Below are 14,103 nucleotides of genomic sequence, written 5' to 3' on the forward strand. Positions count from 1 at the left end.
AGTGATCGGTAAGCAAAAAGAATTTTATATGGATATTATTTTTATTTTAGTAGGAATGAATGTTTCATTGATATTCTTGTTTGATAAAAGTATATTAGATAGCAAAGAATGGTTTCTTAAACTAATAATTTTAAATATCATGTTATTTTTAATTGCTTCGATAAGTCTGTTGATTGGTTTAGGACAGAATACTGTTATTAATGCATTGTTTGTACCACTGCTTGCCCAGATTGTCTATTATGTTTTAAGTAAATTATTCTATTTAAAATATGAAAGAAAAAGTGTTGACACCTATTGGACAATAGAACGATCTTTATTCATTGATGGTTGGTTCAATTGTATATTTTGGATAGTTTCAATTTTGCTATTCTTACTAATATTATAAAGAGTTAACAAATTAAAAATTAGCGTTTAAATCCGTGTTTTGCAAAAGCAAATCCGTTTTATCCGCGCTCAAATAAAATAATAATAATTAAAAGGGACCAACCTTCGGTCTTTGCTTCCTCATCGCCGCGGCGATAGGGTTGGGAAGGGATAACTATGAGAATTACATTAAATAGAATAAACGACAATTTCCATTTCGAATTAAAAAACGAACGTGGGCATATTGTAAACGTAGATAGCCGTCCAGAATTTGGTGGCGATGATCAAGGACCAAGTCCGATGGAGTTAGTATTAATGGGAGTGGCGGGTTGCAGCGCTATTGATATGATTTCGATCTTAAAAAAACAACGTCAAGAAATCACTTCGTTTAAAGCTGAGGTAGAAGGTGAAAGAGTTCAAGTAGACGAAGCAAAACCGTTTAAAGATATCCATTTGGTTTTTTACCTAGAAGGAAACATCAAAGAAGACAAAGCAGCCAAAGCGGCTCAACTTTCTTTCGAAAAATACTGCTCGGTTTCTAAAACCTTAGAACCAACGGCCACCATACATTATAAAGTAGTTTTGAATGGTGTGGAATTAGGTAAAATCTAAAAATAAAATTAATCGTTTGAAGAGGGAGAGAGTGTTGGGATATTAATTTCGAACAACTTTAAACTTTAAACTTTAAACAAAAGAGAATGAACGAAGAACAATTTGGTTTTGAAACAGAAGCTATTCGTACTCAATTAGAACGTACGCAATATTTAGAACACTCGGTTCCATTATACTTAACGTCAAGTTTTGTATTTGAAGATGCTGAAGATATGCGTGCCTCATTTGCCGAAGAAAAAGATCGTAATATCTATAGCCGTTATAGCAACCCGAACACAAACGAGTTTGTAGAAAAAGTGTGTAAGATGGAAGGTGCCAAAGCTGGTTTTGCTTTTGCTTCAGGAATGGCTGCGGTGTATTCAACCATGGCTGCTTTGTTGAAATCTGGCGATCATATTGTTTCTTCGAGTAGTGTTTTTGGGGCGACTCATTCGTTGTTTATGAATTATTTCCCAAAGTGGAATATCGAAACTTCCTATTTCGACATTAACAAACCAGAAACGATTGAAAGTTTAATTACGCTCGAAACAAAGATCCTCTTTGCAGAATCACCAACCAATCCAGCGGTAGATATTATCGATTTGGAATTGTTAGGGAATATTGCCAAAAAGCACAATTTAATTCTAATAATTGACAATTGTTTTGCAACGCCTTATTTGCAGCAACCAATCAAATGGGGAGCGCATTTAGTGGTACATTCAGCTACGAAATTAATGGATGGACAAGGACGCGTGTTGGGTGGAGTTACAGTGGGAGATCCTGAATTGATTCAGAAAATATATTTATTTTCTAGATTAACAGGGCCTTCTTTATCACCGTTTAATGCTTGGGTATTGTCTAAAAGTTTAGAGACTTTAGCCATTCGTTTGGATAGACATTGCGAAAATGCATTGAAAGTAGCGGAGTTCCTAGAACAACATCCGAATGTAAATAAGGTGAAATATCCGTTCTTGAAATCACATCCACAACATGAAATTGCAAAAAAGCAGATGAAAGCAGGTGGTAATATTGTTGCTTTCGAAATAAAAGGTGGTTTAGAAGCAGGGCGAGCTTTTTTGGATAAAATAAAATTGTGTTCGCTTTCACCAAATTTAGGAGATACAAGAACAATCGTGACACATCCAGCATCAACAACGCATACCAAATTATCTGTTGAGGAAAGATTAGCTGTAAGCATTACTGATGGTTTAGTACGTGTTTCAGTAGGTTTAGAAACCGTAGGCGATGTTATTGCAGATTTAAACCAGGCATTGACTTAAAATTGGTATTTGTGATTGACAAATTTAGATTGTAGATTTGGTATCGTTAATGAAATTAATATCAGTCACTAAATTATGCTCTCAAAGAAAACAAAATACGGAATTAAAGCTTTGACTTTTTTGGCTCGCCAAGAAGATCAGAGTCCGGTCGCTATTGCTGATATTGCAAAGAGTGAAAATATTTCGGTAAAATTTCTGGAAAGCATCTTGTTGCTTCTGCGTCATTCAGGATTTCTTGGAGCTAAAAAAGGAAAAGGTGGTGGTTACTATTTGATAAAGGAACCAAAGGATATTAATATGGCTAAGGTGTATCGTATTCTCGAAGGACCAATTGCTTTATTACCATGTGCGAGTCATAATTTTTATGAAAAATGTGAAGATTGTAAAGATGAAGTGGCTTGTGCAGTACGTAAATTAATGACAGAAGTTAGAGATAATACACTTCAAATTTTAGAAAATAATACATTAGCAGATATAGCCTTTTAAATATGAGAGTCTACTTTTTGTTAGAATTTAAAAAGCCCCTTATTACTAAATAATAAGGGGCTTTTTGATATATGATTTTTATTTATGCCATGAATACCAATTTATAACCCACAAAGAACAACATTCCTGCAATCGCATTTCTTAAAAATAAGTCGGGAACTTTACCGCTTAACATGCTTCCTACAAAAATTCCTGGCAGTGATCCCATTAATAATTGTGCCAGTAATCCCAGATCTAAATTTCCCATACTTGCATGACCTAATCCGGCAACTAAAGTCAAAGGAACTGCATGAGCTATTTCGGTACCTACTAATTTAGGTGTTGCTAATAATGGATATAAAAAGAACAATGTTACTGTTCCTAAAGCGCCTGCGCCTATAGAGGTTAATGTTACGGTCGCACCCAATAAAACACCTATCGCTACAGTAAGCCAATTTTGTGTTCGGCTTTCTGTGTGAAATTTGTTTCCAGAATGTTTTTGTGAAATGGCTAATAGTTTCTTTTTGAATAGTACTGCTATCGAAGTTAATAACAGTGCCCAGCCTAAGCTATATTTGATCACTGAGTTCAATGCAGTGATATCTGTTTTAATGCTGTGTAAAATCCATAAAGTAAGTAAAGCTGCAGGCACACTTCCTAATGAAAGCCATCCTGTAATTTTCCAATTAATGTTGTTCTTTTTATGATGAACATAAATACCACCCATTTTTGTAAAAGCAGCATAAAGTAAATCAGTACCAACCGCCGTTGTAGGAGGAATACCAAACCATAATAAAATAGGCGTCATTAAAGAACCTCCACCTACACCTGTGAGTCCTACGATGAACCCCACGGTTAAACCTGCAACTATCAAACCTAATTGAAAATCCATAATTAATTATTTTGGACAAAAATAACTACTATTTTAGTATTATCCTATAGGGGAAGTAGACTAATAGAAATTTTTCTTGAATTTTGCGAAAAGTAGCCTGATTATACATTCTAATTCAGAATTATAAATTTGAACAACTATAATTTTTAGAATAATGTAAGAAATCATCTAAAGAGCTTCATATTAAGGCTTCAGCATAAAAAGCAGCTTAAATAAAATAGTTCTTTTTATTTTTTAGTTGAGATATAAATGTTACTTTTGCGATGTAATCTACTAAACCGATAGGGTAATAGATTTTATAATTAGAAAGAAAAATGAGCACAATAATAGTACAAGCACTAATAGAGAAAACAAAAGACTTTTCGATTGAAGAGACTTTTGCTTTTTTAGCAGATGTATATAAGGATAAAGTAGTTTTTTCTACTTCATTTGGGCAAGAAGATCAAGTGATTACAGCTTTAATTGCAAATAGTAATACTGCGATCAATATTTTCACCTTAGATACGGGGCGTTTATTCCAAGAAACTTATGATGTTTTTCATAGGACACTTAAGAAGTATAAAAAACACATCGAAGTTTATTTTCCTGAAGCCACTGCCGTACAGAATTTATTGAATGCAAAAGGTCCAAATAGCTTTTACGAGTCGGTTGAAAATAGAAAAGAGTGTTGCTTTATTCGAAAAGTAGCGCCTTTGACTAAAGCATTAAAAGGAAATTCAGTTTGGATTACAGGATTAAGGGCCGAGCAATCAGAAAACAGAAATGATTTACATCTTTTTGAATATGACTCAAAATTTGAAATCATCAAGTTCAATCCGCTTTTAAAATGGACTTTGAAAGAAGTGGAAGATTATATAGAGCTTAACAATGTTCCTCAAAATGCTTTGCAAAAAAAAGGATTCGTGAGCATAGGTTGTGCTCCCTGTACTAGAGCAATCGCCGAAGGAGAAGACATCAGGGCTGGAAGATGGTGGTGGGAATCAAGCCATAAAGAATGTGGTTTGCACCAAGGGTAGTAATTAGTGAATAGTAAAGAGTAATTAGAAAAAAATATAAATAGTTAAGGGATTAATTTGGTTTGCAATAACTTGAAACTTTAAACCTGAAACTTTTAAACAAAAAACATGAGTTCAATATTAAAAACAAACGCATTAGAAAGCGAAGCGATATACATCTTTAGAGAAGTAATTTCTCAATTTGATAAGCCAGTTTTGCTTTTTTCTGGAGGAAAAGATTCCATTACATTGGTGAGGTTAGCCCAAAAAGCATTCTTTCCAGCTAAAATTCCTTTTCCGTTATTACATGTGGATACAGGACATAATTTTCCTGAAACAATAGAATTTAGAGACCGATTGGTAAAAGAATTAGGTTTAGAATTAATTGTTCGTAATGTACAAGATGCAATTGACGAAGGAAAGGTTGTTGAGGAAACTGGTAAATACTCTAGTAGAAACAGTTTGCAAACAACCACTTTATTAGATGCAATTGACGAATTCAAGTTTGATGCTTGTATTGGTGGAGCACGTAGAGATGAAGAAAAAGCGAGAGCAAAAGAACGTATTTTTTCTGTTCGTGATGACTTTGGTCAATGGGACGAAAAAAACCAACGTCCTGAATTATTTGATTTATTGAACGGTAAAATTGAAAACGGACAAAACGTACGTGTTTTTCCAATTTCGAACTGGACAGAATTAGATGTTTGGAGTTATATCGAACAAGAACAAATCGAGATTCCATCAATTTACTTTTCACACAAACGTAAAGTATTCTTGAGAGACGGAATGATCTGGTCACACTCTCCTTATGTATACCAGGAAGAAAACGAAGAGATTGAAGAACGCATTGTTCGTTTTAGAACAGTAGGGGATATGAGTTGTACAGCAGCAGTTGATTCTTATGCGGCAACAATCTCAGAAGTAGTAGGCGAAATTAGAGCTTCTACAATATCTGAAAGAGGTGCTCGAATTGACGACAAACGTTCAGAGGCAGCCATGGAGAAAAGAAAACAACAAGGGTACTTTTAGAATGAAGTCCGTGAAATTTCTTTTAGGTGTATTGCTGTTTAGTATTGGAATACAAGCCCAAACTGAAAAAAATGCCGATAAGCAGAGTTTACTTTGGTTTAGATATTACAATCAGCTGGAATTAAATAATAAATGGTCTGTTCATACTGAGATTGATAATCGAATTTTTATAAACCCAGTAACCCAAAACACTTTTGTGAGTCGGCTTCAACTGAGAGATAAGATAACTGATAAGGTGGAGTTAGGTGCAGGTTTTGCTTACTTTTCAGTGGCGACACAAGATCCTGAAGTTAAAACGGGTTTTCATATTCCCGAATATCGTTTGCAACAAGATGCAACGGTAAAGCAGACTTTAGGAAAAGTATATTTGACACATCGGTATATGATAGAGGAACGGTTTGTTCATAATGCAAGTAAAATAATGCTTGAAGATGGGACTACGTTTTACTTGAGATTTAGATACCGAATCCAAGGAGATTACACATTTTGGAAGAAAGAAAAGCACTATCTAAAAGGAATTCTATCGGATGAAATAATGATTAATGGCGGAAACAAGATTATCAAAAACACATTCGATCAAAACAGAATTTACGCAGCAGTTCAAGTGGGAGTTAGTCCGGCCATTGCGTTAGAATTAGGTTACTTAAATAGTTTCCAAGAAAGATCAAATGGGGTAGACTATTTTAATAGAGATATTATACGATTTAGTTTAATCCATAAGGTTAAGATATAAAAGATATTCTCTGATGGGAATTAAATAATAAGACAATAAATTAACATCTCGACTCCCCCTCTTTCGGAGGGGGTTGGGGGGAGGATTTAAACAAAAAATACATAATGGAAGTTTTAAAAATAGCAACAGCAGGAAGTGTAGATGACGGAAAAAGTACATTAATCGGGAGATTATTATACGATACACAATCTTTGACTACAGATAAACTGGAAGCAATAGAAAAAAGCAGCAAGCAAAAAGGATATGATTATTTAGATTTTTCTTTGGCTACTGACGGATTAGTTGCCGAGAGAGAGCAAGGAATTACGATTGATGTGGCTCATATTTATTTTTCTACTGCTAAGAAAAGTTACATTATTGCTGATACTCCAGGTCACGTAGAGTACACGCGTAACATGGTTACAGGTGCTTCAACTTCGCAAGTATCGATTATTTTAATTGATGCGCGTAAAGGAGTTATTGAGCAAACGTACCGTCACTTTTTTATCAATAATTTATTGAGAGTAAAAGAAGTAATTGTTGCTGTTAACAAAATGGACTTGGTTGATTATTCTGAAGAAGTTTACAATAAAATTAAAGCAGACTTTGAAGCGCTAAATGCAAAAAGTACTTTTAAAGAACAAAACGTAAGTTACATTCCATTGAGTGCTTTGACTGGTGACAATGTAGTAGAATCTTTAGGCGGAATGCCATGGTACGAAGGACATACAATCCTAGAACACCTAGAAGCTTTAGAGCCTGCAGATGTGTACGAAAAAGGAAAAGCACGTTTCCCAGTGCAAACCGTTATTCGTCCAAAGACAGAAGAGTACCACGATTTCAGAGGCTATGCTGGTAAATTATACGGGAACAATATTAAAGTTGGAGATGCTGTAACAGTTTTACCTTCTTTAACAGAATCGAAAGTGACCAACATTCACTTTTTCGATAAACAATTTGATGAAGCTTCAGTAGGGTCTTCAATTACAATCGAATTAGAAAATGATATCAATGTAACTAGAGGAGACATGATTGTAAAATCAGTTGAACTACCTAAAGTGGAGAAAGATATCAATACAACAGTTTGTTGGATGGACAGTAAAAAACTAGTTCCAGGGGCAAAATATTTTGTACAACACAACACGAACCGTGTTTTAGCTAAAATCGACAGCGTGAAAAACGTCATTGCAACTGATTTTTCTGGAAGTACAGAAGCATCTCAATTAGCAATAAACGAAATAGGAGAAGTAAATATCAAGTTAAGCAAAGCAATTTATTTTGATGCTTACAACGACAATAAATCAAATGGTGCTTTTATCTTAATCGATGCAGCAACTAATACAACAGCAGGAGTAGGGTTTATAAGATAGTTTAGGCTATCGGCTTTGGGCTGTGTGCCTAGAGCTAATAAATTTGAAGAGATTAACATTGCGTTTTTATCAATAGTTAATAATAAAAAATCACCTAGTAGTCTAAAGCCCAAAGCTCATGGCTCAAAGCTCAAAAAATATGGAAAGTTTTAGAACCGAAATAGAAAATCCGATTGTTCAAAAAGAGATAATCGATTTAGAAAGAAAAATTGCGTTATTCAAAGATGGTAAAATTGATGACGAGCGTTTTCGTAGTCTGCGTTTAGCGCGTGGAGTGTACGGTCAACGTCAAGAAGGCGTGCAAATGATTCGTATCAAATTGCCTTTTGGTAAAGTGACTAGCGAGCAATTAGTGCGTATTACTAAAGTTTCAGATGAGTATTCAACAGGGCGTTTGCACATTACAACGCGTCAGGATATCCAAATTCACTATGTGAGCTTAGATAGAACTCCGGAGCTTTGGGCAAACCTTGCTAAAGACGATATTACACTTCGTGAAGCTTGCGGGAATACCGTACGTAATATTACAGCAAGTGAATTAGCTGGTGTAGATGTTGACGAACCTTTTGACGTGTCGCCATATGCGCATGCGATGTTTCAGTTTTTCCTGAGAAATCCTATTTGTCAAGAAATGGGACGTAAATTCAAAATGTCGTTTTCATCTTCTGATAAAGATACGGCCTTGAGTTATTTACACGATTTAGGATTTATTCCAAAGATTGTAAACGGAGAACGCGGTTTCAAAGTAATGTTAGGTGGAGGATTAGGTTCTCAACCACATCACGCTGAATTGTTATCAGAATTTATTCCGGTAAACCAAATCATCCCAACTACCGAAGGTGTTTTAAGAGTTTTTGACCGTCATGGTGAAAGAGCCAAGCGTTTAAAAGCACGTATGAAATTCCTAATCAAAGACATTGGTCGCGATGAATTTTTGCGTTTAGTTGACGAAGAGAAAAAAGCATTGTCATACCAATCGTACGAAATTGATACGACTGCTTTTGATGCTGCGATTCCAGCAACTTTATTAGAAGTACCTGCAGTTACTATTGATGATACTGCTGCTTATGAAGCTTGGAAACAATCCAATGTGATTGCTCAAAAACAAGCGGGTTATTTTGCGATAGGGATTAAAGTACTTTTAGGAGATTTCTATACTGATAAAGCAAGAGCTTTAGCCGAATTAATTAAAAATTACGGTGCTAATGAGTTGCGTTTTTCATTAAAACAAAACATTGTCTTAAGAAATATAAAAGAAGAAAATTTACCTTTCTTCTATCAAGAATTAGCCAAATTAGATTTTGTAACTCTAGGGTACGATACCATTGGTGATATTACTGCTTGCCCAGGAACAGATACGTGTAATCTTGGAATTGCTAGCAGTACTGGAATTGCCGAAGAGTTAGAAAGAGTTTTGAAATTAGAGTTTCCGCAGTATAAAGAGAATCGCGAAATCACCATCAAAATTAGTGGTTGTATGAATGCTTGTGGACAACACAACATGTCATCAATTGGTTTTCAAGGAATGTCTATCAACTCAGGTAAATTAGTAGCTCCGGCTTTGCAAGTATTGCTTGGTGGTGGAATTTTAGGAGATGGAAAAGGACGTTTCTCTGATAAAGTAATCAAGATTCCAAGTCGTAGAGGGCCAGATGCTTTACGTTTTATTTTAAATGATTTTGAAGCGAATGCTAACGGAAAATCTTTCTTAGATTACTACGATGCTCAAGGAGAGAAGTATTTTTACGAATTCTTAAAACCGTTGGCTGATGTAACTAATCTTACAGAGGAAGATTTCATCGATTGGGGAAATGCTGATAATTATGTAAAAGCGGTTGGAGTAGGAGAATGTGCCGGAGTTGTAATTGACTTGGTTGCTACTTTACTTCTTGAAGCCAAAGATAAGTTGACGTTTGCTCAAGAAGCATTCGAAGATAAAAATTGGGCTGATGCGATTTACCTAGCGTATGCAGGATTTGTAAATGGTGCAAAAGCATTATTATTGGCTGAAAACCAAAAAACGAACCACCACGCTGGAATCATCAATTTGTTTGATACGGTTTTTATCGAAAGTAACAAAATCACTTTAGATTCAACTTTTAAAGACTTGGTATACCAAATCAATCAAAACGAACCTACGGAGGCTTTCGCCAAAAAGTACATACAAGAAGCGATTACTTTCTTTACAGATTTAGAAACGTATAGAGCAAAAGATATAGCAAATGCATAACATTATAAAACCCACAGTAACTTTAGTAGGAGCAGGTCCGGGAGATCCCGATTTGTTAACCGTAAAAGGGGCGAAAGCTTTGGCGCAAGCCGATGTGGTTTTATATGATGCTTTGGCAAATGAAGAATTATTAAGCTATGCTCCTAAAAAAGCATTAAAAATATTTGTTGGAAAAAGAAAAGGATGTCACGCGTACACACAAGACCAAATCAACCAACTAATTGTAGATAATGCCTTGACTTATGGTCATGTCGTTCGTCTTAAAGGTGGTGACCCTTTTATTTTTGGTAGAGGAAGTGAAGAAATAGACTATGTAGAAAGCTTTGGAATTCCTACATTTGTTATTCCTGGAATTTCATCAGCTATTGCCGTTCCAGCTTATCAAGGTATTCCGTTGACAAAAAGAGGAGTTTCAGAGAGTTTTTGGGTAATAACAGGAACGACTTCAAGCCGTCAGTTATCATCAGATATTCATCTTGCAGCACAATCATCAGCTACCGTAGTTGTATTGATGGGAATGAGTAAATTAGAAGAAATTGTTGCTATTTTTCAATCGGAATCCAAAGGAGAAACCGCCATTGCGATCATACAAAATGGAACGACCCCCGAAGAAAAAATCGGAATTGGGACCATTGATACTATTCAAAAAATAGTGGCTGAGCAGCAATTAAGTTCGCCAGCAATTATTGTAATTGGAGCAGTTGTAGGTGATAGTCAAACTAGGAAAGGGTTTTGCAAAGAGTTAAAATCCAATCACAACAAACTATTGGTTTATGGAAAGGAATGAATTATATCCTGTATTTTTAAAACTACACAATATGCAAGTATTGATTGTAGGTGGAGGAAATGTAGGGTTAGAAAAATTAAGCTTTTTATTAAAATCAAGTCCGAATGCAAATGTTGAGGTGGTGGCACCGCGATTTTTACCAGAATTGGTAACTTTGGCAAACAAACACAGCTCTGTGATTTTAACAGAGAAGAAATTTAATCGCTGGATGCTTCGCAAACGCCACATGGTTATTGCATGTACTGATGATTTAAAAGTAAATAAAAGAGTGTACGACTTATCTAGAAAGCGATTTCTAATTTGTAATATTGCTGATACACCGCCATTATGTGATTATTATTTGGGCGGAATTGTGACCAAAGGGAATGTGAAAATTGCCATTTCGACCAATGGGAAATCACCCACAACAGCAAAAAGGTTACGAGAGTTCTTCGAAGAAATTATTCCCGAAGATATTAATAAAATGGTCGAAAATTTGAACGAGTATCGCAAAACCTTAAAAGGAGATTTTGAAGAGAAAGTACAGAAAATGAATGAAATTACAGCTACTTTAAAAAACAAAGAGTAGATAATGGAATAAAGAAAATACAGCAAAGTGTTTGAATGATATTTATCATTTATTTGAGAGATATTCAATCGTTCCTTTGTGAATTAAATATAAATACAACTTTTCCTTGATTTCCGTATAGGATTTAAGGGGCTAATTAATAAGAACATGATTGAAACAGATATCCTTATAATAGGAGCCGGACCAACTGGTTTATTTGCCGTTTTTGAAGCAGGATTATTGAAATTAAAATGCCATATATTAGATGCTTTGCCACAGGCAGGTGGGCAGTTATCAGAGTTATATCCTAAAAAACCTATCTATGATATTCCAGGTTTTCCTGAAGTATTAGCAGGAGATTTAGTAGATAATTTAATGGAACAAATAAAGCAATTCGAGCCAGGATTTACACTTGGAGAACGTGCTGAAACTATTGAAAAACAAGAAGACGGAAGTTTTATTGTAACTTCAAATGAAGGAACAAAGTTCCACGCAAAGGTAATTGCTATTGCTGGAGGGTTAGGAAGTTTTGAACCTAGAAAACCTTTAATCGACGGAATCAATTTCTACGAGAACAAAGGAATTAAATACTTTATTAAAGATCCAGAAGAGTTTAGAGATAAGAGAGTAGTGATTGCCGGTGGAGGAGATTCAGCCCTTGACTGGAGTATTTTCTTGACAGATGTAGCTTCAGAGGTGACTTTGATTCACCGTCGCAACGAATTCCGTGGTGCTTTAGATTCTGTAGAAAAAGTACAGGAACTAAAAGATGCTGGAAAAATTCGCATGATTACACCAGCTGAGGTAGTGGGATTAAACGGAGCCGAGCACATTGAATCGATTGTAATCGAGGAAAACGGAGCTAATCGCACAATTGACACTGATTATTTTATTCCGCTTTTTGGTCTTACACCAAAATTAGGTCCTATAGGAAACTGGGGATTAGAAATAGAAAAAAATGCTATCAAAGTAAACAACGCTTTAGATTACCAAACGAATATTCCAGGAATTTTCGCCATTGGAGATGTGAATACCTATCCAGGTAAATTGAAATTGATTTTGTGTGGTTTCCACGAAGCGACGTTAATGTGTCAAGCGGCCTACCAAATCATCAATCCAGGGAAACGTTATGTATTGAAATACACTACAGTTTCAGGAGTTGACGGATTTGATGGAACTCGTAAAGAAGCACCAAAAGCTGTTGTTAAAGCAATAGTTTAACAAATTCACCTATAGTAGTTAAAAAATTAAGCGCTAATACTTGCGAGTATTAGCGCTTTGTCTTTTCTTTGCAGTGTTCCTATATTTATTGAAAGTTATCACGAAAGGCGGAGGGAAAGACCCAATGAAACCTTAGCAACCCTTTATCTTTAAAGAAGGTGCTACATTCTACTTTATACTGAATTCAGTATCTAAGATAGATAACACAAGAATACTTCTACAGTATTTCTCAACAATTTTCTTGACAACATATCGATATTTTTTTAGAGCAGATCAACGGTGCATTTTAACCACGATCCTTCCTGCTGTACGCTATATCTATTGCGCCGAACACCGGCACAATAGGATGTCGCTTCCATCAGGGCTAAAGAGAAATAATAGTGAACTTTTAGAACTATTAATCAAAAGAATAGATTTAGAATATTTTCTAGATTTAAATTATCATACGTTATGTCAAAAGAGATTAAAGACAGTTTAGGAATTCCCCCTTCGGGGGTTAGGGGGAACATTCACGAAGCCATTAAAAAAAACATACTCATCCTCGATGGAGCCATGGGAACCATGTTGCAGCGTTACAATTTCTCTGAAGAAGATTTTAGAGGCGAACGTTTCAAAGATTTTCCACATTCTTTAAAGGGGAACAACGATTTGCTATCACTCACACAACCTCAAGCGATTAAAGCGGTGCATGCTGCGTATTTTGAGGCTGGAGCTGATATCGTAGAAACCAATACGTTCTCAGGAACCACCATCGGAATGGCCGATTATTTCCTAGAGGAATACGTATACGAATTAAATTATGAGTCGGCTAAACTAGCCCGCGAAGTAGCCGATGAATGGACAGCTAAAAATCCAGACAAACCCAGGTTTGTCGCCGGTTCAATAGGACCAACAAACAGAACGGCAAGTATGTCACCAGATGTAAATGATCCGGGATATAGAGCCGTGACTTTTGATGATTTGCGTATCGCCTACAAGCAACAAGTAGAAGCCTTAATTGACGGCGGAAGTGATTTGTTATTAGTAGAAACTATTTTTGACACATTAAATGCCAAAGCAGCACTTTTTGCTATCGAAGAAGTAAAGGACGAACGCAATATCGATATTCCCATCATGGTATCAGGAACAATTACAGATGCTTCTGGAAGAACACTTTCTGGGCAAACGGTAGAAGCGTTCTTAGTTTCAATTTCGCATATTCCATTATTAAGTGTAGGATTCAATTGTGCTCTTGGAGCCGATTTATTGAAACCGTACTTACAAACATTGTCACAAAATACAGCTTTCAATGTATCGGCGCATCCCAATGCAGGATTGCCCAATGCCTTTGGGGAATACGACGAAACTCCTGAAGAAATGCAATCACAAATAAAAACATATCTCGACGATAATTTGGTCAACATCATAGGTGGATGTTGTGGTACAACCCCAGAGCACATCAGGTTAATTGCAGATATCGCCAAAGATTATAAACCAAGAATTTCTACGGCAGTGATGTAACGTAGAGATGTGATGTATCGCGTATGACATAAGATTTGAGCGAACAGGTTTGAGGTCTCAATAGTTCCCAATAATTGAAAAGGTAAAAAATATTTTCAAAGAGTTAGAATAGGCACGCGCA

The 14,103-nt window shown here is 35.7% G+C and carries 14 protein-coding genes and 1 riboswitch; of the genes, 13 read left to right on the forward strand and 1 reads right to left on the reverse strand.

All coding sequences use genetic code 11. The features are described from left to right. Window positions 1–28 precede the first annotated feature (28 nt). The 4 genes from H603_RS0109145 (at window position 29) to H603_RS0109160 (ending at window position 2,720) form a co-directional block, all read left to right on the forward strand. Entirely contained in the window at window positions 29–385 is a 357-nt protein-coding gene (locus H603_RS0109145) for a hypothetical protein (protein ID WP_026708308.1), read from the forward strand. A gap of 155 nt (window positions 386–540) precedes the next feature. Next, on the forward strand, window positions 541–975 hold the full coding sequence (locus H603_RS0109150; RefSeq protein WP_026708309.1) for an OsmC family protein: 435 nt from the start codon (window positions 541–543) through the stop codon (window positions 973–975). Window positions 976–1,061: 86 nt separating this feature from the next. Then, window positions 1,062–2,234, forward strand: coding sequence for a trans-sulfuration enzyme family protein (locus H603_RS0109155; RefSeq protein ID WP_026708310.1), 1,173 nt, complete (start codon window positions 1,062–1,064; stop codon window positions 2,232–2,234). A gap of 75 nt (window positions 2,235–2,309) precedes the next feature. After that, a complete protein-coding gene (locus H603_RS0109160) occupies window positions 2,310–2,720 on the forward strand; it encodes an RrF2 family transcriptional regulator (protein ID WP_026708311.1) in 411 nt (136 codons plus the stop codon). Window positions 2,721–2,802: 82 nt separating this feature from the next. Here H603_RS0109160 and H603_RS0109165 read toward each other — a convergent pair whose 3' ends face one another. After that, window positions 2,803–3,591, reverse strand: coding sequence for a sulfite exporter TauE/SafE family protein (locus H603_RS0109165; RefSeq protein WP_026708312.1), 789 nt, complete (start codon window positions 3,589–3,591; stop codon window positions 2,803–2,805). Window positions 3,592–3,905: 314 nt separating this feature from the next. Here H603_RS0109165 and H603_RS0109170 point away from each other — a divergent pair, with 314 nt between their 5' ends. The 9 genes from H603_RS0109170 to H603_RS0109210 all read left to right on the forward strand — a co-directional run bounded on the left by H603_RS0109170 (window position 3,906) and on the right by H603_RS0109210 (window position 13,982). Further along, window positions 3,906–4,607 carry a phosphoadenylyl-sulfate reductase gene (locus H603_RS0109170; protein WP_026708313.1) on the forward strand — a complete coding sequence of 234 codons (702 nt, stop codon included), beginning with the start codon at window positions 3,906–3,908 and terminating at the stop codon, window positions 4,605–4,607. 108 nt (window positions 4,608–4,715) lie between these two features. Beyond that, entirely contained in the window at window positions 4,716–5,615 is a 900-nt protein-coding gene (gene cysD, locus H603_RS0109175; protein WP_026708314.1) for a sulfate adenylyltransferase subunit CysD, read from the forward strand. 1 nt (window position 5,616) lies between these two features. Beyond that, complete coding sequence (locus H603_RS0109180; RefSeq protein ID WP_026708315.1) at window positions 5,617–6,348, forward strand: DUF2490 domain-containing protein; 732 nt, start codon at window positions 5,617–5,619, stop codon at window positions 6,346–6,348. A 104-nt stretch (window positions 6,349–6,452) separates the two neighbouring features. After that, a complete protein-coding gene (locus H603_RS0109185) occupies window positions 6,453–7,697 on the forward strand; it encodes a sulfate adenylyltransferase subunit 1 (protein ID WP_026708316.1) in 1,245 nt (414 codons plus the stop codon). 139 nt (window positions 7,698–7,836) lie between these two features. Beyond that, entirely contained in the window at window positions 7,837–9,927 is a 2,091-nt protein-coding gene (locus H603_RS0109190) for a HEPN domain-containing protein (protein WP_026708317.1), read from the forward strand. Further along, the gene (gene cobA, locus H603_RS0109195; RefSeq protein ID WP_026708318.1) at window positions 9,920–10,714 is read left to right on the forward strand and encodes a uroporphyrinogen-III C-methyltransferase; all 795 of its coding nucleotides are present in this window, start codon (window positions 9,920–9,922) and stop codon (window positions 10,712–10,714) included. Before H603_RS0109190 ends, cobA begins: the two co-directional genes overlap by 8 nt. Continuing rightward, complete coding sequence (locus H603_RS0109200; RefSeq protein WP_026708319.1) at window positions 10,701–11,282, forward strand: precorrin-2 dehydrogenase/sirohydrochlorin ferrochelatase family protein; 582 nt, start codon at window positions 10,701–10,703, stop codon at window positions 11,280–11,282. Before cobA ends, H603_RS0109200 begins: the two co-directional genes overlap by 14 nt. 147 nt (window positions 11,283–11,429) lie before the next feature. Further along, window positions 11,430–12,482: an NAD(P)/FAD-dependent oxidoreductase gene (locus tag H603_RS0109205; RefSeq protein WP_026708320.1), complete on the forward strand. Its 1,053-nt coding sequence runs from the start codon at window positions 11,430–11,432 to the stop codon at window positions 12,480–12,482. Between the two features lie 92 nt (window positions 12,483–12,574). Further along, window positions 12,575–12,689, forward strand: a riboswitch (SAM riboswitch). A gap of 243 nt (window positions 12,690–12,932) precedes the next feature. Continuing rightward, window positions 12,933–13,982, forward strand: coding sequence for a homocysteine S-methyltransferase family protein (locus H603_RS0109210; protein ID WP_051219254.1), 1,050 nt, complete (start codon window positions 12,933–12,935; stop codon window positions 13,980–13,982). The last annotated feature ends 121 nt before the right edge of the window (window positions 13,983–14,103 follow it).

The sequence above is a fragment of the Flavobacterium frigidarium DSM 17623 genome (assembly GCF_000425505.1).
GTDB classification, from domain to species: domain Bacteria; phylum Bacteroidota; class Bacteroidia; order Flavobacteriales; family Flavobacteriaceae; genus Flavobacterium; species Flavobacterium frigidarium.

What these genes read in the sequence shown, in the direction of transcription:
- H603_RS0109185 (WP_026708316.1), top strand. Translation starts at nt 6,453, where the DNA reads ATGGAAGTTTTAAAAATAGCAACAGCAGGAAGTGTAGATGACGGAAAA.
- H603_RS0109180 (WP_026708315.1), top strand. Translation starts at nt 5,617, where the DNA reads ATGAAGTCCGTGAAATTTCTTTTAGGTGTATTGCTGTTTAGTATTGGA.
- H603_RS0109200 (WP_026708319.1), top strand. Translation starts at nt 10,701, where the DNA reads ATGGAAAGGAATGAATTATATCCTGTATTTTTAAAACTACACAATATG.
- cysD (WP_026708314.1), top strand. Translation starts at nt 4,716, where the DNA reads ATGAGTTCAATATTAAAAACAAACGCATTAGAAAGCGAAGCGATATAC.
- H603_RS0109170 (WP_026708313.1), top strand. Translation starts at nt 3,906, where the DNA reads ATGAGCACAATAATAGTACAAGCACTAATAGAGAAAACAAAAGACTTT.
- H603_RS0109205 (WP_026708320.1), top strand. Translation starts at nt 11,430, where the DNA reads ATGATTGAAACAGATATCCTTATAATAGGAGCCGGACCAACTGGTTTA.
- H603_RS0109150 (WP_026708309.1), top strand. Translation starts at nt 541, where the DNA reads ATGAGAATTACATTAAATAGAATAAACGACAATTTCCATTTCGAATTA.
- H603_RS0109155 (WP_026708310.1), top strand. Translation starts at nt 1,062, where the DNA reads ATGAACGAAGAACAATTTGGTTTTGAAACAGAAGCTATTCGTACTCAA.
- H603_RS0109190 (WP_026708317.1), top strand. Translation starts at nt 7,837, where the DNA reads ATGGAAAGTTTTAGAACCGAAATAGAAAATCCGATTGTTCAAAAAGAG.
- H603_RS0109165 (WP_026708312.1), bottom strand. Translation starts at nt 3,591, where the DNA reads ATGGATTTTCAATTAGGTTTGATAGTTGCAGGTTTAACCGTGGGGTTC.
- cobA (WP_026708318.1), top strand. Translation starts at nt 9,920, where the DNA reads ATGCATAACATTATAAAACCCACAGTAACTTTAGTAGGAGCAGGTCCG.
- H603_RS0109210 (WP_051219254.1), top strand. Translation starts at nt 12,933, where the DNA reads ATGTCAAAAGAGATTAAAGACAGTTTAGGAATTCCCCCTTCGGGGGTT.
- H603_RS0109160 (WP_026708311.1), top strand. Translation starts at nt 2,310, where the DNA reads ATGCTCTCAAAGAAAACAAAATACGGAATTAAAGCTTTGACTTTTTTG.
- H603_RS0109145 (WP_026708308.1), top strand. Translation starts at nt 29, where the DNA reads ATGGATATTATTTTTATTTTAGTAGGAATGAATGTTTCATTGATATTC.